Consider the following 20593-nt stretch of genomic DNA (forward strand, 5'->3'; position numbering starts at 1 on the left):
AAAAACTATGTCCCAAAAGCGCACCGGGCTTCTTGCTTCGGATCTGATCAAACTTGGAAATCTTCAGCTGGTTGGAAAACTGGTGAGTGAAGAACTGATGCTGGGTGTTCATGCCAGTAAACGTTCGGGAATGGGGACGGAGTTTGAGCAATACCGCCACTACGAACCCGGCGATGATCCGAAACGGATTGACTGGAAATTATTTGCCAGAACGGATAAACATCTTGTAAAAGAATCATCTGCTGAAAGTAACAGGCAAATCCGCTTTTTGGTGGATCTTTCCGGATCCATGAATTACGCTGAAAATGGTATGAGCCGGCTTGAATATGCAAAGTTGCTAATCGCTTCTCTGGCTTATCTGGGATACATACAGAATGATCAAATGAGTCTTTATTCGTTGCAAAATGGAAAAGTTAACAGTATCGCGAGTGGTGCTTCAAGTTCAGGAAAACAGGCTTTTAATAAGATATTATTCGGATTACAAAAAACGACAGCCTCAGGTGAATGGACATCAGATTTTGCTGCGAACGGAAAATTGCAGTTTCCTGAATTTGCGACTAAAAGTCAGGAGCAATTGATTTTTGTAACAGATTTTCTTCAGGTGGGTCAGGAGTGGCTTACATTAATAAAATCCATAGCCAGTCCGCGTCGTGAAATCGTTATTTTCCAGATTTTGGGAGATAATGAAGTGGATTTTAACCTGTCCGGTTTTTATCGTTTCAAGGATCTGGAAACCGGAAAAGAGATTGAATTACAGGCTGAGGCTGTGAGAGATAAGTTTAGAGAATCTTCCAAAGCGTATTTTGATATGCTCGAAGAAGAATTACGGATTCCGTATGTGAATCTGGTTCAGGCCAGATTGAGCGATCCGTTGGGAATGGTTTTGAAAGAATTTTTAACAAGGAGGAAAGGCTAATGAATTTTTTACAACCTTTCATGTTTTGGGGTGCACTGGCCATAGCCATACCGATCTTTATCCATTTCTGGCATCAGAAAAAAGGTAAAGAGCTGGATTGGGCAGCTATGCAATGGTTAATCGATAAAAGTCAGCAGCAAAGTCGCGGTTTCCGTTTGGACGACTTGCCGCTGTTAATCGTTCGCTGTTTGCTTATTCTGCTTTTGACCGTGTTATTAAGTCAGCCGGTAATAAAATGGTTTAAACAAATCGAACATGCTGAAAGAATCCACTTGGTTCAGCCATCTGCCAGTCTTGTCAATAACTATCGTTTTGAAATTGAAAGTGCTATAAAAAAAGGAGAAAAAGTATTCTGGATAAATCCAGAAAGTGAAGAAATCAAGGATCTGTCTTCCATTTCAAATCAGCAGAATAATGGTATTTTATATCTTCAGGATGTAATTAACAAAGTGAGTAAAACAGGAGTGAAGCTGGATCTTTATTTCCTTAGTGATCTGAAATTGCTAGACCTGCCAAAAATCTACATTCCTGAATCGTATACATTACATACTTTAACAGACTCATCTCAAAACTATCCGCACAAATATCTTGACTTAGAAGATGGTAAAAAGCTGTTTGTCAATAAAGGTCAGCTAACCGTTTCGGGTCCGGGCGTATCGGATAATTTGCCAAAACTTGAATCATCGCCAGTGCATACCGGTAAATTAAACATACTGGTTGACTACAAAAATAAAGCGGAACAACAAACCGTCGAGGCGGCGTTGGGTTCTTTATCCACGGTATATTCTCTGCCGATTAGTATAGACCTTAAAAGTGTCAGTGAAAAAAAATATGATCTTATATTAACCGATCAGATTGTTTCCAAAATCAATCCTGAAATACTTTATGTTTTGTCAGGAAAGTCAATGACAGGTAACCAAAACTTACTTTCAAACGTTATTCAATTGCAGGATTCACTTCGGATACAGACATCTGAAATGGTTAATTCAGGACAATTACCGGAATTTCTTGGCGAGTTGCTTATCTCACACTATAAATTGAATGAATCTCCAAAGCTGGTTAGTCCCAGACAATTGAATGCACAATTTGTGCAAACCAAGCCTTTGAAGGTAAATCAGGAAGGTAGTTTACGGCCATGGCTTTTAATTCTTTTTATAGCATTACTCATTCTTGAACGCTGGATGGCTTTAAAGAAAACGATACAGAAAAGTTATGTATGAGCTAAAAAAATTAATCAATTCAGTTACGACCCAACTTTACGCGAATGCATTTATTCGTTGTTTGTTGCTGGCGGTTTCAGCTTTTGTTCTAACCTCGGTGTTTAAACAGTCTTCTGTAATTGCTCCCGTTTTGGCTGCCCTTGCTGGCTTGGGAATTGGCGCATATATCACAAAATTATATCAAAATAAAAAACCACAGGCCATCAGTTTGATCCACAAAACGGTTGGTGAATCGGAGTACAGTTTGCATTTACTGGAAAAGGAAGAGCTGAATATTGCAGAACAATTGCAGCTGGACAGGCTAAGTCAAAATGTTTCAGCCAGTCATTTTCATTACCGGAATCTGTATGACGGAACGATGATGTACGGACTGATCTTTCTTTTGTCGCTGGTTTTTTATAATCTGTATCCGCACCTGAATTTCTCAACCGGAAGTCCAATCACGCTTTTAAATTCCACTAAAAATGTCGAAAAAGCGAATGTTCTCATTGCTCCGAGCTTTGAAACGGCTAATGTAACTATCAACCCGCCTGCATACACGAACTTACCATCCAAAAAATCTGCTGATTTGAATGTTAGTGCAATCATCGGTTCTGCCTTGAATTGGGATGTTACTTTTAGTCATCAGGATAATCTGTCGGTACGGCTGGCAAATAACCGTGGAGATGAGCTTTTGTTCAAAAAGGCAAATGGTATTTTTCAGTATAAAGATAAACTGACAGGTTCCGGACTATATTCAATCAAAGCCTATTGGAAAGATTCGCTCGTTTATCAATCTGATTTTTACAAACTGGAAGCACAACCGGATCTTACCCCAAAAATTGAACCGGATTCAAAAGAACTGTATCAATATCATTATTTGAAAGACAATAAAATGATCCAGGTTTCGGCGAAAATGTCAGATGATTTTAAAGTAAAAACGGCTTTTATCGTGGCTACTTTGGCACGCGGTTCAGGTGAAAATGTCAAGTTCAGAGAAATGAAATTTCCATTATCTCCGGGTAATTTTAAGGAAGCAAAACTTAGCCAATCCATTGATCTGAAAGCCTTGAATTTTACACCAGGTGATGAGCTTTATTATTACTGGGCAGCAATTGATAATAAGGAACCCGAAGCTAATTTCACCAAATCAGATACCTATTTCGTAGTTTACAAAGACACGGCAAAAGTGGAAGAATCAGAACTTTCCACGATGTCTGTCAATACGGTTCCGGAATATTTCCGTAGTCAGCGCCAGATTATTATTGATACTGAGAAACTGATTGCCAAGCGTAAAAAGATTAAAAAGGAAGAATTCAATAGTACTTCCAATGAAATAGGTTTTGATCAAAAAGTGCTTCGGTTACGTTACGGACAGTTTTTAGGCGAAGAATTTGAACAAAATATTGGTGGAGGCGGCGGTGCGCCGCATGAAGAAAGTGGTAGTGGAAATATTCTGGATGCTTTTACACACAAGTCTGATTCGGAAGGCGAAGCGGCAGAAAACCGCAAATCACAGCCGGAAGAATCACATCACGACCATGGCGGAGGTAATCAGGAAAGCGGTTCCAAAGATGCGATGGCGGAATTGATTGAGCAATACGGACATGCACACGACGATGCTGATATCAATACTTTCCATGAGCAGTCTACCAAAAGTTTATTGAAAATGGCTTTGGAGCAAATGTGGCAATCGGAACTGCATTTGCGTATGTATGAACCTGAAAAAGCGATTCCTTTTGAAACCAAAGCACTTGAATTTTTAAAACAGGCGCAGCATAAGGCACGCGCCTTTGTCAAGAAAAGCAGCTATGATCCGCCTCCGATCAAGGAAAAAGAAAAACGGCTAACCGGCGAATTGACTGACATCAGCAAGAATTTCAGCCAGGAAAAAATGATCAGCCTGACGCGGACTGAACAACTGGCGTCTGAAGTTTTGGGTTATCTGGAATATGACAAGTTAAGTGCTTTGCAACTAGCCAGGTTTCAGCTTGTGGGAACACAATTATCTGACCGGTTAATGAACAGCGGACCGTTCAATGGCGGATTGCAAAACTGGGCGGTACTTGGATCATTGCAAAAACTGATCAGCGGAAAACAAATTTCGGCGACGGAAAAACAGCAACTGAAAACGGAATTATACAAAAGGGCAGGAGCGAACGTACAAAGTGGTCGTTCCTATGTTAGTGAGAAAAAGCTGGAAAACATTTTTTGGAAAAAACTTAAATAAGACCGGCTCAATATAACCGGAACTAGTGTATGATTGCATTTGATTTCAACTGGTCGGAGCCACTAAATCTGGTTTTGATTTTATTTCTAATACTTCTCGGTGCTGCGCAGATATGGCTTTTGCTACGAAGTTCAGGCCCCGATCTTTCGAGGCAGAAAACTGGAATCAAAATTGTTTTAAACTTTTTGTTATGGTTGATCGTTGTCGGTTTCGTTCTTCAACCCATACTTCGGAGTACGGCTTTATCAGGTAAAATTCTGGTCGCAGGAAAGGACGTCCCTTCCCAGGAAGTGAAAAGAATTCAGGATAGCTTACGTTTTTGTGACGTGTTTTCTGAAAGTAATTTAAAAGGCAAATCTTTTGATACACTGACGCTCGTTGGCCAGGATTTCAGCCCCACATTTTTTTCAGATCTTAGTCAAAAAATAAGACATTCTGTTCTTGTAAACCGGATTGCGTATTTTTCCGGGAATGCAATCCAGTCAATTTCATGGAAGGGGATTATTAGAAAAGGACAAATTCAGCGCGTAACCGGATCGGTAAATTCTTTGGAGGCGCAATGGGTGAAAATTAAGTTTGGCAGCCAGACTCTGGACAGTGTCAAACTTGAAAAAGGCATTCAGGATTTTAATTTATCATTTCCAGTTTTCACGGAAAAAAGAACAAAAGTTGATCTGTTTTTAGGGGATGATCAACATAAATCAATCCAGTTTTTTGCCCGTCCACTTCCGCCGTTAAACTTCCAAATCTTACTTGATAATCCTGATTTTGAAAGCAGAAGCCTTGCAACATGGCTTGGAAACCGGGGCAATTCGGTTGAGATCTCTACCAATTTATCAAAAGATATAAGGAGCAAACTAACGCTAAATAAGACAGGATCGCCGGATGTGATCATTACAGATCCTAAAAATGCTTCCAACGCACAGGTGAAAAAAGCACTGGCAACTGGTAAGAGCATTTTATTTATCAACCTTACCAACGGATCCTCTGATATTGCTTCGATCAATACTGCCTTAGGTACCAGGTTTATAGTTAAAAAACTGTCGAATGATGAAACGTTACCCTTAAGCGGAGAATTTACAAAACTTCCTTATGATTTTGGTAAATCAAATGCTTATGTAACCATTCCGGAATATCCGGTAGCTGTTGAGAAAACAAATGGTAAAGTGGCGGTGAGCTTTGTAAACGAGACATTTCCAATTTTACTTAACGGCGATAGTATTTCTTACAGCAACATCTGGACCTCTGTCATCGCGGCGATACATCCGTCATATGAGTCAAATGTTGAAGTGCAAGCTCCGATTTATAAAGGATTTAAAAGCGATCCCAAATTTAATAATCTCGTTAATAATCCGGCTTCAATGATTATAGGGGCTGATACTGTGAATCTGGTTTATTCCGCAATCAACAAGCAGAGTGCAGATGCGAGTTACATTCCTTCCCAGTCTTCCTGGATTGCATTATCGGGTGATTCGGAAATTAATGTAACAGACAGCCTGGACTTTGATGATTATTATAAAAGTAAAGTCGTGGATCAGTTCGTAAAATCCAGGATGTTATTACAATCAGGATTAAATGATACGGTCAGGGTTTCAGGTAAGTCATCTCAACCATTGAATGAAAGCAGAGTTCCTGATTGGATCTGGTTTTTGATGTTTATTTTGTGTTTTTCGGCACTATGGTTGGAGCCGAAATTTAATTAATTATTTGGACCATTGCGGTGCGCTGCACCTCGATAAAAAAGTGGTTTGAATTATAATTTTCTACAAATATTCAGGTGCCCGGCACCATAAAGGAAAAAGGTGATAGCACCTCAATACTTGTAGAAACATCAAAAATTCGCTTATTTCAAAAGGTGCGGAGCACCGGAATAATTGAATTTAATCACTCTAAAACATCTTCCAATATTAAAATTGTATTCTGTTAATTTCCCAAAATTTTAACCGGAATCAACTACTTTTATGCCCCAAAGAAATCTGAATTCAATGGCCTTACGCCTTTGCAAAACTGGATTATTACAAAACAAGATTTATGAATAAAAACGGACTTCAGCTCAGAACCGTTAATGTGATCCGTTATGTGACGCCTTTACGCGAAGGCGGATCATTACCAGCGATCGCAGAAGCGGATGATGATTTTTTATATGTATTGAAATTCAGAGGTGCCGGCCAGGGTGTTAAAGCACTTATCGCTGAGTTAATTGGCGGCGAAATTGCGCGTGCATTAGGTTTTAGAATGCCGGAGATTGTTTTTGCGAATCTGGATGAAATGTTCGGAATGACAGAGCCTGATGAAGAAATCCAGGATTTGTTGAAAGCCAGTACCGGTTTGAATCTCGCTATGCATTATTTGTCCGGTGCTATTACTTTTGATCCTCAGGTAACAACCGTTGACCCGATACTTGCATCCCAAATTGTTTGGCTGGATTGCCTTTTGACAAACGTTGACCGCACAGCAAGGAACACCAATATGCTGATATGGCATAAAGAATTATGGCTCATTGACCACGGCGCGTCTTTATATTTTCACCACTCCTGGACAAATTGGGAGGAGCAGGCAAAACGTCCTTTTGTTCAAATAAAAGATCATGTTTTATTACCCCAGGCCACAGAACTTGACGCAGTTAACGAGTCGTTCCGGAATATCCTTACCGACGATTTAATCAATTCCATTGTGTCCATCATCCCGGACGATTGGTTGCTCCATGATGCACCGTTTGAAACAGCAGATGAACATCGTCAGGCTTATGCCAAATTTTTAATTTCAAGAATCTCAGTATCAGAAGTATTTGTAAAAGAAGCGCAGAATGCAAGAACATCACTTATTTGAGTACGCCGTAATCCGCGTCGTACCCAGAGTCGAGCGAGAGGAATTTTTGAACGTTGGAGTCATTCTCTATTGCCCAAAGCAGGGTTTTTTACAAAGTAAAATAAATCTGGATATTGAACGGCTGAAAGCTTTTGCAGGAAAAGTAGATGTCTCTGAACTGGAAGAATATTTGGGTGCTTTGAGCCGGATCTGCATCGGTGGAAAAACGGCCGGTCCTATTGGGAAATTACCTATTGCATCCCGTTTTCGCTGGTTAACCGCCACCCGGAGTACTGTGGTTCAAACGTCAAAAGTCCATCCGGGATTTTGTACAGATGCCGGTTTGACTTTGGAAAGGTTATTTAATCAGATGGTTTTGTAGATAACAAGCCTGAAAGGGTTATATATAAAATCAAAAATGCTTCGTCCACATAATCAGACGAAGCATTTTTTGTTTGTGCTCACTTCAAAGTTGTATTAAAACGATTTCAAAGTTTTAAAAATTTCGGTATACGGTTGTTCACCTTCATAAATCTTCACCAGCTTTCCGGTTTTGTCATACATCGCCAGGTAAGGAAATGACCGTATCTGGTAATATTTCTGAACCAGATAACTTGTTCCTTCTGTACCGAGTTTAATGTTTGGATAAGCTGCAAGGTTATAATCCTTTTCAAACTTTTTAATCATTTCCATGGATTGAAAAGTGATCATCACCAATTGCTTATTTGTCATTACTGTGTAATTTTTTAATAAAGCCTTCGTGAAATTCTGGCAATGATCGCAGTCGGGTGAAAAATACATCAATACCACAGGACCTGGACCGAGCTGTGAAGCATTATAAGGTTTTCCATTGGTGAGGGTTATTTGAAATGGAGCTATTTTTTTTAAGCCAATGGCAGATTGGGCGAATGCAGTACCCGCAATCAGCACAAACAGAAGTAGTGGGATTATTTTTTTAGACATCAGAATTTTAGTTTTATCAAGGCTGCAAGATATCATTCTTTTCAATAGGGACGAATTTTTGATGGCTTCCTTTCCTTGAAAAAGTAAGAAATCTATCTTTTACATTTCGTTGACAATCTTTTACAAACGATTCGCATTCAACATAATTCTTACCAATACATTTGATCCAGGCCTTTACCTGGTTTAATCTTCACTTAAATAACAGGATCATGAAAAATGTATTGCATCTCCCTTACCTATTTTTATTAGCCATTGTTAACCCATTATCAGCCCAAAACAAGTTCTCAAACTGTTCCGCTGCTTTTTTAAATGACAAGAGGATCGTGACTGAATACAGTACCAAAGGTAAAAGTACAGTCAATGAAAAGGCTACCGGACAACTTACCGTATGCACTGCCGAACTTGGACCGACTGCCAATAAACCAGTTGAGAAAATCGTATTCAGGATTGCCATCCGCGACAAAGATTCTAAAACGTTGGTTATGTTTTCCGACCAGGCTTTCAAACAGATCGCTATCCAGAATATTCTAAAAAAATGTAAAAAAGGAGACGCGATTGTCTTAATGACTTCGGACAATCAATATGCTCTGCCACACAATGAAATTATTGTTCTATAATTAAAAAATCTGTTACCATGAAAAATCAAATTACAAGAATCTCATTGATTCTGCTATACACTTTTACAATTTCGATTTCGGAGGCTTTACCTAAAAATAATGCGGATAGTTATTTTTCATTGCATCTGAATGGAAAATTAACAGAGCCAAAAGAGTTTATTCACGTAACAAATGGACGTTTGACGTTGGTCGACCATAATCCAAAATCCGGCCCTGAAACCGAAGTGCAATTTTTTGCTTATCTCAAACGAGCAGGAAAGATCGTTGATGTTAATGCCTACGCGCATAATTTTTCAGTACGTAGTATCGAGTTAGGTGAAATTTTGAAATCTGCGCAAGTAGGGGATGATATCATTATTGAACCCGTTAAGAAAACTGATGTTTCGGCCAGGAAAATAATATATGTCAAATATTCTATGTTGTTCCCGGTATTTAACTGGTTTCCATTTTTGAATAAAAGCAGGGGTGGATGTTAATTCCCGCCGTTTTGGTAAGTTTACAATAAAATTTGACAAGATGAATTTCAGAGATGGCAGGATGAAAACAACCGCAAGAATCACTTTGTTGGTGATGATTTTTCTGATATTTTCTGCGCCTGAAAAAGTGACGGGAAACAATGATTCTGTCAGGTTTTCAGAGAAGGCAAATCTTGCTTTGCGACGTACCGCCCATCTTTTACTGGTTGAAAATGGAGATACAACTTCCGTGATCACTCCGGTTCAGCAGCCGGATGCAAATACCTTCATCGTTCAGATTGACAAACTTTTTGATTATGATAAGCTGCCTGATTTGCTAAAGAAATCTTTGGAAATTCATGGAATAGATCGCGGTTATGATGTTTCGGTTTTACGCTGTGAGAATAGTACCATTGCGCTGGGATACAATTTTCAGGATTTAAACCGAAAAGAAGGCGTTCCATGCAGTGGCAGGAAAATGGAAGCGGGTTGTTATATTCTGAAAGTTAACTTTTATCCGGAAACAAAAACTGCTTCTGCAAGCAGGAATTGGTGGATTTTGCCGATTGGAAGTTTGCTTGCAGGTTTAGGTTTCATTGTTTGGAAAAAAAACCGGAAAGATATCAAAACAGATCATTCACAATCGGTCGGTTATGTCGATAATAAAATAAATTTCGGCAATTCTGCGCTTGATATGACAAATCTGATTTTGACGTCAGAACGAAAAAGTTATAATCTTACCTATCGGGAAGCTAAATTGCTCCATCTTTTTACAAACAATCAGAACACAGTTTTGGAAAGAGATTTTATTTTAAAATCGGTTTGGGAAGATGAAGGAATTGTTGTTGGTAGAAGCGTTGATGTATTTGTTTCCAGATTGAGAAAAATGCTGGCAGAAGATCTGCGTGTAAAAATCAGTGCTGTGCATGGTGTAGGATACCGGCTGGAAGTATCCTGAAAGGTTGAAAGAAATTTTAAAGCAGAAGTCAGGAATAAATTATTTCACTGACTTCTGCTCTAAAACTCTTCTATAAATTCTGTTTTTTTAGTTCCTCCACGGCGTGGTTAGCGGCCCTCGCAGTCAGTGCCATGTAAGTAATAGAAGGATTTACACAGGATGATGATGCCATCGCCGCACCGTCCGTAACAAAAACATTTTTAGCCGCGTGGACCTGATTGAATTTATTAAGGACAGAAGTTTTTGGGTCTTTTCCCATCCGAGCTGTGCCCATATCATGAATTCCTAATCCCAAATGTGTATCCTGACGATTGAATCCGGTGACATTTTTGAAACCTGCAACTTCAAGCATTTCCACAGCCGCATTCATCATATCTTTCCGCATGGCAATTTCATTCGGACCGAAGGCAGCATCAAAAACGATCATTGGAATGCCGTAAGGATCTTTTTTGTCTTTGTCCAGATACATACGGTTTTCAGGGTTTGGCAAAACTTCTCCAAATCCGCCAAAACCCATTACCCAGCTTCCAGGTTTTGTCATATCTTCTTTAAACGTCGCGCCAAATCCATCCGCAGTAACACCACGTTTCCAGTCACTTCTGCTGGCACCGCCCTGATAACCAAAACCGCGTAAATAATCCCGCTTATCTGTTCCCCAGTTCCTGAACTTTGGAATGTAAAGTGCATTCGGTCGTTGTCCGAAAATATAGTCATCCTCAAAACCTTCAATCGTTGCATTCGCACCAACGCCAAGATGATGATCCATAATATTACGTCCAACCTGATCGCTGTCATTTCCAAAACCTGTCGGAAAACGGTTTGATTTAGAATTAAGCAGAAGCGCCGCCGAATTCATAGAACCTGCATTCAGGAAAATAATCTTAGCAAAATATTCTTCAACCGCCAGTGTTTTCTGGTTGACAACCCTGACACCGGTTGCCTTTTGCGTTTTTTCGTCATAAATGATTTCGCTGGCAATGGTATCATGAAGGACGGTCAGTTTATCCGTTTTCTTTGCAGCCGGAATTGAGCCGGAAAGGGAGCTGTAATATGCGCCATAGGGGCAACCCCGGGCACATTTGCTGCGATACTGGCAGGATGCTCTTCCTAGTTCAGTATGCCACGGCTGCGGCTTTGAAAGATTGGCAACGCGCCCGATGGTGATAGGCCGGTTCAGCTTTTTCATCATTTGTTCTTTAAAATAAAGCTCTGGCGCGCTCATGGGCATAGGCGGCAAAAAATATCCGTCTGGCAAAACTTCCAGGTTTTCTTTTTGTCCGCTGATACCTACAAATTTTTCTACGTGCGTATACCAGGGTTCCAGATCTTCATACCGGATCGGCCAGTCCACGCCGATACCTTCTTTGGCATTGGCTTCGAAATCATTTTTGTTGAAACGATATGATTGTCGGCCCCAATGCATTGATTTTCCACCGGTATGATAAGCCCGGATCCAGTCAAACGGACGTTTTTCTATGTATGGATTTTTCTTATCATCTGTAAAAAACTCACCGGTTTCCTCATTCGCCAGATTCCCAAAGCGGCTGTTTGCCCAGTATTCTTCTGCTGAATGAATAGAAATTTTACCACGATGCTGAAATTCCCAGGGACCCTTCATCGCCGTATCATAATCTTCAATATGTTTCACCTCACGGCCGCGTTCAATCATCAAAACCTGCAATCCTCTTTCTGTGAGTTCTTTTGCGGCCATTCCGCCCGTCATTCCTGAGCCCACAACTATGGCATCATAGCGGTGGGTTTTATCTACTTTTAAGTTTAAGTTCATGGTGATCTGGCTCAGTAAGCAAATGATTTTTGATTCGGTTTCAGTTTTATCATTTCCAGCTTTCCGGGAATGGGCACATAGTTAAATGAGGATTTTAAACCTTCGTCTGATGTGTAATAACCAAGCAAAGTCAGCTCTTTCATCAACCTCCAGAAGGGCAGACCTTTTGCCTGTTCTTTCATTTGCTCCCGATCGTCATTGTCGCCCATTTTGGTTTGCTGGACCTGGTAAACTTTCATTTGTTCCACAGCATTTAGCTCAATATTTTTAAGCATCTCTGTTTTTTGCATTGGATTTAGCGATAGAAATTTTTTGCTTTCAAGATCAGCCAAACCTTCTGCAAAACTAAGATGTTCTGGTGTACGGTAACAATCCTGAATCATCATCACGACAAAAGCAGGAACGCCGGTATCCTTTGCACCTGGCGTGTTTGTTTTTGGAATGATGATTTCCGCAACTTCTTCAATAATCAATTTTTGATTATCTGAAAGTGTAAAGTTGCCGGGCGAGGCTTTTACAGATATATTGTTTTCCCGGTAATTCATCGCCATCAATGTTGGCGCAGAAAATGCTCCCCCCATCAGCAGAGCAACATTCCTAATGGCATTTCTTCTGTTCATTATTTTGATATTTATATTGACAGTAAGCAGATTAAGTCAAAAAATAAGTAGGAGCCTAAGCGTACTTTGATAAAAGATGATGGGTTGAAAAAAATACTTTGCTGTTGTAGAACCAGGTAAGAAGGAAGGTTTCACGCAAAGGCGCAAAGTTGAAAACGCCAAGGCCGAAAAATTCAAATTTTTGCGTTCTCTGCTTATTTTACTTATCTGCTCTGCGAGAAACCCACCAAAAAAATATTTATTTTGACAAATTTTAAACTGCTAAGCCAACTTCTTTGTTTATTACAAATCAGATTATTGATTACTTGACTTTATAAGCATGAATTGGATAACATTAACATCAGAAAAAGAAGTAGAAGAACTTGCAAACTCGGGAGAGTTATCCCTGATTTACAAACATAGTCCACGTTGTATGACCAGCCTGATGGCGTTCAGGAATATGAAATCAGGATCGGAAGCAGATTATGCCGTTCCTTTTTATATTGTGGATGTGATTCAAAACCGTGATATTTCCCGTTTTGTAGCTGAAAAATTTAATATCAGACATGAGTCGCCACAGGTTTTAATTGTAAAAGACGGCAAATGTGTTTTCGACACTTCGCATGAATCGATTGTTTTAAAAAATATCTCGGCTAAGATCAGCAGCCTGGACAAGGAGTTAAGCAATTAATTTGTCTTCTATCGTTTCTTAACTCAAAATTCTCCTTGTGAAAAAAGTACAACTTTTGTTATTGATATTAAGTCTTGTGAGCTTTCGTAGTTTTGGCCAGGACGGTTATTTGCCGGTGGATAACCAGAAAAAAGTAGTTTACACAGATGTGGCAAGTTTGGAAAAAACGAAAGACGTACTGTATCAAAATGCACAAAAATGGGTTGTAAAAACCTTTGGGAATTACCAGAATGTTGTTGTTTCAGAGAATAAGCAATCTGGAAAACTGGTTTTGAACAGTTATACGCCTGTATCAACACCGTCATTTGAATATCTGCGTTATACGTTGATTGTTGATTGTGAGGATAATAAATACCACGTAACGATTAATGAAGTGGAAGGAATCTCAAAAAGTCAGACTGTAACTTCAATAGGGAAAAAGCAGAATGACGAGATACTGGAAAAGGAAATTCTTTTAAAAACCGAATCTGGCCGAAAGAAAAAATCGATAGCAGAGGAGGCACTTAAACAGGCAAAAGTTGACAATGATCAGATTAATCAGGCCATGTATGGTTTGCTTGCTTCCCTGAAATTAGCTATGTCTGCGGATGGAGATTTGTAAGTATTATATTAACAGACGTTTCATAAGTTACATTACTTTGATATTATTCTCTTTGAATTTTTTGAGTAATTGTTCCAGAACAAAACTTTTGAACGTAGCTTCAACATAAACACTGCTTACCCAAACCAAAACTTTAAGCTCAACGCTGTCAACTGTGATGGCGTTGAACAAAATTTGTCTTGGTGCGTTTTTGATAATATCATCAGCCTGATCAACTACTTCGTTGATTAGGCTTTTTACAAGTTCGAGATCCGTTTCAATGTTTACCTTGAACATCAATTCGCTTTTCAGACTAGAATTTTTTTGAGTATAGTTAACGAGCCGGCCTGATAATAAATCGCCATTTGGAATAATAACCCGCGATCCTTGCGGCGTCAGCATTTTACTGGAACGGATACCTATATCCAGTACTTTTCCCTTCTTATCCGCAAGTTCAATGTAATCACCAATATTGAAAGGTTTTTCGAAAATCAGAATAATGCCGGACACAAAGTTGTTGATCACATTTTGAAGCCCCAGCCCGATACCGACGCCCAGCGCTCCAATCAAAACCGTTATTTTGTCAAGCGGAACACCTGAGACGGTAATGGCAAAAAGGAAACCTAATACGATTATAATTAAGCGTATTAATGCGAGTTTAGAGTTTTTTTCTACGGCACTGCTTCCGAAACTGGTGTCTTTTTCTCCGAAAAGTATTCCAATATTCTTTTGTAACTGATTGGAAATAAATATAATGACAATGAAAAATAAAATATTTCCGAAGGTGAAAGTGATACTGCCGAAAGTGCGTGGTTTTATTAAAAGTTGTTGAGACAAGTCGACAAAAGTATCTATGATGTTAAGGTTGATAGCAAAAACCAGCAGCCAAAGCACGACCGATAAAAACGCTAACATTCTGTTAAATGTAGTCCTTACCTTTGTGATATTAAGTCTTGAAAATAATCCTCCCGAACAGGAACTTACCTTAATTTGCAATTCCATCGCTTCCAAAACAACCTGAATAAAAACGGCCAGACTTATCACCTGGATTAACCCGTTTATAGCAGTAAGATTAAATGATTTTGACAAACTGATTCGTCCGAAAATATTCAGCAAAACAGAAAGAATATTCAAAATCACATAAATTACCACGACAGGTTTAATGAATTTTTTCTCAAAATTGGCTTCTTTCATTTTTCTGTAAAGCCAGATGCCAAAATAAATGGAAAGTCCGTTTAAACCTATATACAGTATGCGAAGAACAAAACTTTCATTGACAAAGGCATTGCTGAAAATTACCAGTACGTACAAGCCAATAATCTCAAACCAGACACGAAGCTGATTTTTTGGAAGTCGGCGGTATAAAAAGATTGTAAGTGTGATCAGGAGAAAAAACTGATTTAACTCAATATAAATGGCCGGAGAATCAGGTTCAAATAGCGGGGTTATGTTGAATAAGACGACCAGCGTGGATAAGATTGGAATGCGGCCGACATAATTAAACTTTAATTCACCTATGGTTTTAGATAATTCCGGTTTTCCGGCAAGTCTGAAATTGATGTATACCCACCAGAAAAATCCAGCGCAGACGAGCAGCAGTAATATTCGGTTGTCCCAGGTTGAATTGAAAAAATAGCGTAAAATTTTATCCTGGCCAAAATACGAAACCTTGACAAGCTTACTGATTTTATCGGTACTGTCAAGCTTTGTCGCATTCCATAAATAACTGTATTCTTTGTTTAAAACATTTTTGCCGGATTCTCTGAGATAATCATCAACAACCGATTGCAGGTCAGTTGTTTTGAAATAAACGGTTGAAACTTCGGCTAATAAACGGCTGACTGTATCTAGGTTGGCCACGGTTATCTTACCGGTTTCCTGTAAACGAATTCTGACATCTGCAATTTGCTGAGCATAAAACTGGCGTTGCGTTGTGTCCTTATTATCAACCATTAACAACGAATCTCTACCAAACTGGATAACCTGTTCGGACATACGTTGCAGTTCAGAGTTATATTTTGACAGGGATTTTCGCCACGAACCGGTTTTGAGCTGTGCATCGGTCAGCATTAGCCGATAATTCAAAAGATTTTTTGAATCCGGAATCGTTTTATCAACCTGCATCGCAGAGTCGATCTGGGCAACATTGACCTTGATACGTTGAAGAAAAAGCCTGATTTTCTCTCCGTCATATCCTTTTTTATTAGCGGCATTTATATCATTAATCGCTGCCTGATATTTTTCAAGACGAAATAATAAAGTGTCTGGTATAACAACACTGGAATCGATCGCTATTTTTTTATTTTGGGCAAAAGTGGAAAATCCCTGGACCAGAAGGACTGCCAGAAAAATTAATTTAAAACGCATATTGAATTGAAACAGACTTGCTGCAATGAATTTTCTCATTTCAGATTATTAAATGATCGCATGAAAATCGACTGCAAATAACATGCCTGATAGCGAAAATAAAAAGCCAGCAATGATATAACCGAATGGTTACACGATTGCTGGCTGACTATTTTTATAAAATGGCTTATTCCATGCGGATCGATGTAACTGGATTAATGAGCGCCGTTTTGATACTCTGATAACTAACGGTGAGCAATGCAATCGCAATGGCAAACAGACCGGAGATTGCAAACACCCACCATTCAATTGAAATTCTGTATTCAAAATCCTGCAACCATTGGGTCATTATGTACCAGGCAACCGGTATTGCGAGTACCAATGCCACAAGGACAAGTTTGATGAATTCACCAGATAGCAATGTTACAATGCTGCCAATGGATGCGCCCAAAACTTTTCTTACGCCAATTTCTTTGGTACGTTGCTGCGCCGTAAAAGTAGCTAATCCAAAGAGTCCAAGTGATGCCACAAAAATGGTCAGGCCTGCAAATATCCCCAAAATTGAACCAGTCTTTTGTTCGGCCTGGTAAGTATTGTTATATCTTTCATCCAGAAACGAGAATGAAAATGGCTGTTCTGATTTATATGCCTTGTACTTATCTTCCATGTTTGCAAGCAGATTTTTCATTTCTTTGGTCTTTACTTTGACAAGAAAATTGCCGGCATCTTTACCAAGAATCATAACAAGTGGTGTAATTTTTTCATGCAAGGATTTGAAATGGAAATCTTTAACCACGCCAATTACACGGTATGTTCCTTTTCCGCCCTCATTATTTGTATTGGTTATAGTCCGGTCAATCGCGTCCTTCTTAAATCCAAGCATGGCTGCGGCTGTTTCATTAATAATAACACCAGAGGAATCATTTCCAAACTCCTTTGAAAAATTGCGTCCGGCAGCCATTTCCATACCCAGGGTTGGGATATAACTTGCATCAACATCATATCGGAGGGTTTTCACCAGCTGTGTATTTTTGTCATCCGGATACACCATATAATTATTATTGTAGGAAGGACCGGCCGGAATGTAGCTCGATGAACTGACATGGCTCACACGTGGGTCGCGAAGCAGCTCTTCTTTAAACATTTCCTTATTCGTTTCACCTAACGACCAGGTGTCGATGACCAGCACCTGATCTTTGCTGTATCCCAGCTTTTTATTTTGGATAAAACGTAGTTGCTGATACACCACTGTCGTTCCGACGATTAGTGTTATGGAAATAAAAAACTGAACAACTACCAGGCCACTTCGTAAACTGATACTTTTTCTCTCCCTGACCATTCTTCCTTTCAGCACTAAAATCGGTTTAAACGAAGAAAGAAAAAATGCAGGATAACTACCAGCCAATATGCCGACCACAAGACCAAAAAGAACGAGGCTTGGTAAAAGTGACGGGATAGCAGTAAATTGAAGTGTCAGATTTTTACCTGACAAACTATTAAAAAGTGGTAAAGCCAGATAACCAAAAATGACGGCCAGAATCATGGCGATGGATGTTAGTAATATGGATTCCAGCAAAAATTGATATACCAGTTCTTTCCTTTCCGAACCCATCACTTTTCTCACCCCAACTTCACGGGCACGTTTTGAAGCACCGGCCGTAGAAAGGTTCATGAAATTGATACAGGCAATGACAAGCATAATAATGGCAACCGCTCCAAAAATGTAGACGTATTTGATATCGCCATTATTGCCAAGATCATAACCAAAATCAGAATGCAGGTGGATGTCCGTCAGGGGCTGTAAATATAGACCAAGATTATTGCCGCTTTTACGGAATTCATCCATCGTTACGCCCATGGCTACCTTCAATTGTGGTGCCATGTATTTTTCTACTGTTTGTGGAAGTTTGGCTTCAAGCTTTTTGTAATCATATCCCTTCGGTAATACCAGATAAGTAAAATATTCCGACGTCATCCAGGACGATGACCTGGAATCGGGATAACCAGCCATGGAAGCAAATATATCAAAATGAAAATGTGAATTTTCCGGTACTTTTTCAATTACGCCAGTTACCTTATAAGCTGTATTTTCTCCTTTGAAATTAATAACCCGGCCAATAGGGTCCGAATTGCCAAAGTACTTATCGGCCAGTTTTTGAGTAATGACCAGCGAATTTGGTTCCATTAAGGCAGTTTTGGCGTCGCCTTTCAGAAGAGGAAGTGTAAAAACCTGGAAAAAGTTAGAATCTGCAAAAGCCAGATTATCTCCTGAATATTGTTTTTCTCCCAGCACAACCTTTGGGGAACCTCCGTGCCGTAAACGAGTAGCGGAAAGTACCTCCGGATAATCTGCTTTAAGTGCCTGAGCCGTCGGCGGCATCACATGCGCCTCATTCAATTTTCCACCCTGCATCGTGCCTTTTAAAATCACACGGACAATCTGACCGGCTTTTTCATTATATCTGTCAAAGCTCAGCTCATCAAGCACATACAGACTGATTAGCATACAGGATGCGAGACCGATCGCCAGACCGATAATATTGATGGCAGAAAACGCACGGTTCCGGACAAGACTCCGCCAGGCGATTTTAAAATAGTTTTGCAGCATGATATAAAGATAGTTAGCCTTCCTGCTATTTACTCCAATTTTATGCCATTAAAATAGAGTTCTCATATTCAATCAGATAGCTATTTTATCAAGAATAATTTCGTTCACCAGCGTACTTGAAGTGTTCGTTATCGGACACGTCAGGCCATAATGAAATGTGTTTTTTAGACTACAAACGGTAGTAAAGCCCTATTTTTGCAATCATATTAACTTGACTAATGACGGGATATCTCAATTTATTTGACTTTAAACAAAAAGTAGACTACAAAAACGAAATATTAGCCGGACTTACCGTTGCGATGACGATGATGCCGGAGTCACTTTCCTTTGCAATTCTGGCCGGATTTCCACCTTTGGCCGGATTGTATGCTGCCTTTATTATGGGGCTGGTAACGGCGGTTTTTGGCGGACGGCCTGGAATGGTTTCGGGTGGAGCAGGGGCAACGGTGATTGTATTGATCGCTTTGATGCAATCACATGGCCTTGAGTACGTTTTTGCGGCGGTAGTTCTGGCTGGTGTCTTTCAGATTCTAGTCGGGATTTTCAGACTTGGCAAATTTATTCGTCTGGTTCCGCAGCCGGTCATGTATGGATTTGTTAACGGTCTTGCCGTTATTATTTTCACTTCACAATTCGAGCAGTTCAAAACTATCTCTGGCGGACAACAGGTTTGGCTCTCGGGAAAACCGTTCTGGATTATGACCGGTTTGGTCGCTTTAACGGTTGCGATTGTACTTATTGTGCCAAAACTGACAAAAGCAATTCCGGCATCCCTTGTTGCCATCATCGTAGTTTTTGCCCTGGTACTTGGTTTTGGAATTGATACAAAAACAGTAAAAGATATCGCTTCCGTAAGTGGCGGATTTCCCCCGTTTCACTTTCCGTCTGTTCCTTTAAATCTGGAAATGTTACAAGTCATTTTTCCCTATGCATTAATCATGGCCGGTGTCGGCTTAACAGAAAGTTTATTGACGCTAAACCTGGTCGATGAAATTATCGGTAATCGTGGAAATGGAAACCGGGAATGTGTGGCTCAGGGAAGCGCGAATATCCTGAATGGTTTTTTCTTTGGTATGGGTGGTTGCGCAATGATAGCCCAGACATTTGTAAATATTTCGGCAGGAGCAAGAGCAAGGTTATCTGGTATCATTGCCGCCTGCACAATTCTGGTGGTCATATTATTTGGCGCACCTGTTATTGAAAAAATACCCATGGCCGCATTAACGGGGGTTATGATCATGGTGGCGATCGGGACTTTTGAATGGGGAAGCTTCAGGATCATAAACAAGATGCCGAAACAGGATATTTTTGTTGGCATACTTGTGGCAGTTATTACAATCTGGCTGCGTAATCTTGCACTGGCTGTACTGATTGGCGTCATTATTTCGGCACTGGTATTTGCCTGGGAAAGTGCTAAACGCATCCGGGCAAAAAAATATGTTGATCAAAATGGAGTAAAACACTACGAAATTTATGGACCGCTATTTTTCGGATCGGTCATGGCATTTACAGAAAAGTTTGATGTTTCCAACGATCCAAAAGAGGTGATAATCGACTTTAAAGAAAGCCGTATTGCAGATATGAGCGGAATTGATGCACTTAACAAACTAACGGAGCGATATAAAAAAGCAGATAAGAAGTTACTGCTTCGTCACCTCAGTGAGGACTGCCGGTTGCTGCTTAAAAATGCAGATTCCGTAATTGAAGTAAATGTAATTGAAGATCCAACTTATAAACTTCCTGTTGAAGGCTGATTGTAAAAGTGCTAGGATATTCGTTGAATCGCCTTATACAAGTTATGCGTGGATTATTTTAATAAAGTAAATTTTCCTAACAG

Annotated in this window: 17 protein-coding genes; 12 read left to right on the forward strand and 5 right to left on the reverse strand. The window is 39.7% G+C overall.

The features are described 5' to 3' along the window. The first annotated feature begins 7 nt into the window (after window positions 1–7). The 6 genes from LXL81_RS22805 to LXL81_RS22830 all read left to right on the forward strand — a co-directional run bounded on the left by LXL81_RS22805 (window position 8) and on the right by LXL81_RS22830 (window position 7535). The gene (locus LXL81_RS22805; RefSeq protein ID WP_234649193.1) at window positions 8–916 is read left to right on the forward strand and encodes a DUF58 domain-containing protein; all 909 of its coding nucleotides are present in this window, start codon (window positions 8–10) and stop codon (window positions 914–916) included. After that, on the forward strand, window positions 916–2136 hold the full coding sequence (locus tag LXL81_RS22810; protein WP_234649195.1) for a BatA domain-containing protein: 1221 nt from the start codon (window positions 916–918) through the stop codon (window positions 2134–2136). The genes LXL81_RS22805 and LXL81_RS22810 overlap by 1 nt, the downstream gene beginning before the upstream one ends. Continuing rightward, on the forward strand, window positions 2129–4345 hold the full coding sequence (locus LXL81_RS22815) for a DUF4175 family protein (protein ID WP_234649197.1): 2217 nt from the start codon (window positions 2129–2131) through the stop codon (window positions 4343–4345). The genes LXL81_RS22810 and LXL81_RS22815 overlap by 8 nt, the downstream gene beginning before the upstream one ends. 29 nt (window positions 4346–4374) lie before the next feature. Next, window positions 4375–6048, forward strand: coding sequence for a hypothetical protein (locus tag LXL81_RS22820; protein WP_234649199.1), 1674 nt, complete (start codon window positions 4375–4377; stop codon window positions 6046–6048). A 328-nt stretch (window positions 6049–6376) separates the two neighbouring features. Further along, the gene (locus tag LXL81_RS22825; RefSeq protein ID WP_234649200.1) at window positions 6377–7174 is read left to right on the forward strand and encodes a HipA family kinase; all 798 of its coding nucleotides are present in this window, start codon (window positions 6377–6379) and stop codon (window positions 7172–7174) included. Continuing rightward, the gene (locus LXL81_RS22830; RefSeq protein ID WP_234649202.1) at window positions 7152–7535 is read left to right on the forward strand and encodes a DUF3037 domain-containing protein; all 384 of its coding nucleotides are present in this window, start codon (window positions 7152–7154) and stop codon (window positions 7533–7535) included. Before LXL81_RS22825 ends, LXL81_RS22830 begins: the two co-directional genes overlap by 23 nt. Before the next feature lie 95 nt (window positions 7536–7630). Here the strand turns inward: LXL81_RS22830 and LXL81_RS22835 are convergent, their stop codons facing one another. After that, complete coding sequence (locus tag LXL81_RS22835; protein WP_234649204.1) at window positions 7631–8116, reverse strand: thioredoxin fold domain-containing protein; 486 nt, start codon at window positions 8114–8116, stop codon at window positions 7631–7633. Between the two features lie 209 nt (window positions 8117–8325). On the opposite strand from LXL81_RS22835, the gene LXL81_RS22840 reads away from it, so the two are divergent. From LXL81_RS22840 to LXL81_RS22850, 3 genes are read left to right on the forward strand one after another with little or no spacing between them, the layout of a single operon-like run. Next, window positions 8326–8733 (forward strand): hypothetical protein, encoded by a 408-nt coding sequence (locus LXL81_RS22840; RefSeq protein ID WP_234649205.1) that lies wholly within the window; start codon window positions 8326–8328, stop codon window positions 8731–8733. A gap of 17 nt (window positions 8734–8750) precedes the next feature. Continuing rightward, window positions 8751–9209 (forward strand): hypothetical protein, encoded by a 459-nt coding sequence (locus LXL81_RS22845; protein ID WP_234649208.1) that lies wholly within the window; start codon window positions 8751–8753, stop codon window positions 9207–9209. A 40-nt stretch (window positions 9210–9249) separates the two neighbouring features. Then, window positions 9250–10146 (forward strand): helix-turn-helix domain-containing protein, encoded by an 897-nt coding sequence (locus tag LXL81_RS22850; protein ID WP_234649210.1) that lies wholly within the window; start codon window positions 9250–9252, stop codon window positions 10144–10146. A gap of 70 nt (window positions 10147–10216) precedes the next feature. Here the strand turns inward: LXL81_RS22850 and LXL81_RS22855 are convergent, their stop codons facing one another. Next, window positions 10217–11932: a GMC oxidoreductase gene (locus tag LXL81_RS22855; protein ID WP_234649212.1), complete on the reverse strand. Its 1716-nt coding sequence runs from the start codon at window positions 11930–11932 to the stop codon at window positions 10217–10219. An 11-nt stretch (window positions 11933–11943) separates the two neighbouring features. Next, window positions 11944–12552, reverse strand: coding sequence for a gluconate 2-dehydrogenase subunit 3 family protein (locus LXL81_RS22860; RefSeq protein ID WP_234649214.1), 609 nt, complete (start codon window positions 12550–12552; stop codon window positions 11944–11946). A gap of 319 nt (window positions 12553–12871) precedes the next feature. Here LXL81_RS22860 and ytxJ point away from each other — a divergent pair, with 319 nt between their 5' ends. Together ytxJ and LXL81_RS22870 are read left to right on the forward strand one after the other, a co-directional pair. Next, window positions 12872–13222 (forward strand): bacillithiol system redox-active protein YtxJ, encoded by a 351-nt coding sequence (gene ytxJ, locus LXL81_RS22865; RefSeq protein ID WP_234649216.1) that lies wholly within the window; start codon window positions 12872–12874, stop codon window positions 13220–13222. A gap of 37 nt (window positions 13223–13259) precedes the next feature. Continuing rightward, entirely contained in the window at window positions 13260–13823 is a 564-nt protein-coding gene (locus tag LXL81_RS22870) for a DUF4468 domain-containing protein (protein ID WP_234649218.1), read from the forward strand. Window positions 13824–13850: 27 nt separating this feature from the next. Here the strand turns inward: LXL81_RS22870 and LXL81_RS22875 are convergent, their stop codons facing one another. Continuing rightward, on the reverse strand, window positions 13851–16208 hold the full coding sequence (locus LXL81_RS22875) for a mechanosensitive ion channel family protein (protein WP_234649220.1): 2358 nt from the start codon (window positions 16206–16208) through the stop codon (window positions 13851–13853). A 127-nt stretch (window positions 16209–16335) separates the two neighbouring features. Beyond that, a complete protein-coding gene (locus LXL81_RS22880) occupies window positions 16336–18756 on the reverse strand; it encodes an ABC transporter permease (protein ID WP_234649224.1) in 2421 nt (806 codons plus the stop codon). A 218-nt stretch (window positions 18757–18974) separates the two neighbouring features. On the opposite strand from LXL81_RS22880, the gene LXL81_RS22885 reads away from it, so the two are divergent. Then, window positions 18975–20510, forward strand: coding sequence for a SulP family inorganic anion transporter (locus tag LXL81_RS22885; protein ID WP_234649225.1), 1536 nt, complete (start codon window positions 18975–18977; stop codon window positions 20508–20510). Window positions 20511–20593: the final 83 nt, after the last annotated feature.

The sequence above is a fragment of the Dyadobacter sp. CY356 genome (assembly GCF_021440195.1).
Lineage (GTDB): Bacteria > Bacteroidota > Bacteroidia > Cytophagales > Spirosomataceae > Dyadobacter.

Bases quoted from the DNA above. Each gene is read 5' to 3' on its own strand.
- LXL81_RS22805 (WP_234649193.1), top strand. From the start codon at position 8: ATGTCCCAAAAGCGCACCGGGCTTCTTGCTTCGGATCTGATCAAACTT.
- LXL81_RS22810 (WP_234649195.1), top strand. From the start codon at position 916: ATGAATTTTTTACAACCTTTCATGTTTTGGGGTGCACTGGCCATAGCC.
- LXL81_RS22815 (WP_234649197.1), top strand. From the start codon at position 2,129: ATGTATGAGCTAAAAAAATTAATCAATTCAGTTACGACCCAACTTTAC.
- LXL81_RS22820 (WP_234649199.1), top strand. From the start codon at position 4,375: ATGATTGCATTTGATTTCAACTGGTCGGAGCCACTAAATCTGGTTTTG.
- LXL81_RS22825 (WP_234649200.1), top strand. From the start codon at position 6,377: ATGAATAAAAACGGACTTCAGCTCAGAACCGTTAATGTGATCCGTTAT.
- LXL81_RS22830 (WP_234649202.1), top strand. From the start codon at position 7,152: ATGCAAGAACATCACTTATTTGAGTACGCCGTAATCCGCGTCGTACCC.
- LXL81_RS22835 (WP_234649204.1), bottom strand. From the start codon at position 8,116: ATGTCTAAAAAAATAATCCCACTACTTCTGTTTGTGCTGATTGCGGGT.
- LXL81_RS22840 (WP_234649205.1), top strand. From the start codon at position 8,326: ATGAAAAATGTATTGCATCTCCCTTACCTATTTTTATTAGCCATTGTT.
- LXL81_RS22845 (WP_234649208.1), top strand. From the start codon at position 8,751: ATGAAAAATCAAATTACAAGAATCTCATTGATTCTGCTATACACTTTT.
- LXL81_RS22850 (WP_234649210.1), top strand. From the start codon at position 9,250: ATGAATTTCAGAGATGGCAGGATGAAAACAACCGCAAGAATCACTTTG.
- LXL81_RS22855 (WP_234649212.1), bottom strand. From the start codon at position 11,932: ATGAACTTAAACTTAAAAGTAGATAAAACCCACCGCTATGATGCCATA.
- LXL81_RS22860 (WP_234649214.1), bottom strand. From the start codon at position 12,552: ATGAACAGAAGAAATGCCATTAGGAATGTTGCTCTGCTGATGGGGGGA.
- ytxJ (WP_234649216.1), top strand. From the start codon at position 12,872: ATGAATTGGATAACATTAACATCAGAAAAAGAAGTAGAAGAACTTGCA.
- LXL81_RS22875 (WP_234649220.1), bottom strand. From the start codon at position 16,208: ATGAGAAAATTCATTGCAGCAAGTCTGTTTCAATTCAATATGCGTTTT.
- LXL81_RS22880 (WP_234649224.1), bottom strand. From the start codon at position 18,756: ATGCTGCAAAACTATTTTAAAATCGCCTGGCGGAGTCTTGTCCGGAAC.
- LXL81_RS22885 (WP_234649225.1), top strand. From the start codon at position 18,975: ATGACGGGATATCTCAATTTATTTGACTTTAAACAAAAAGTAGACTAC.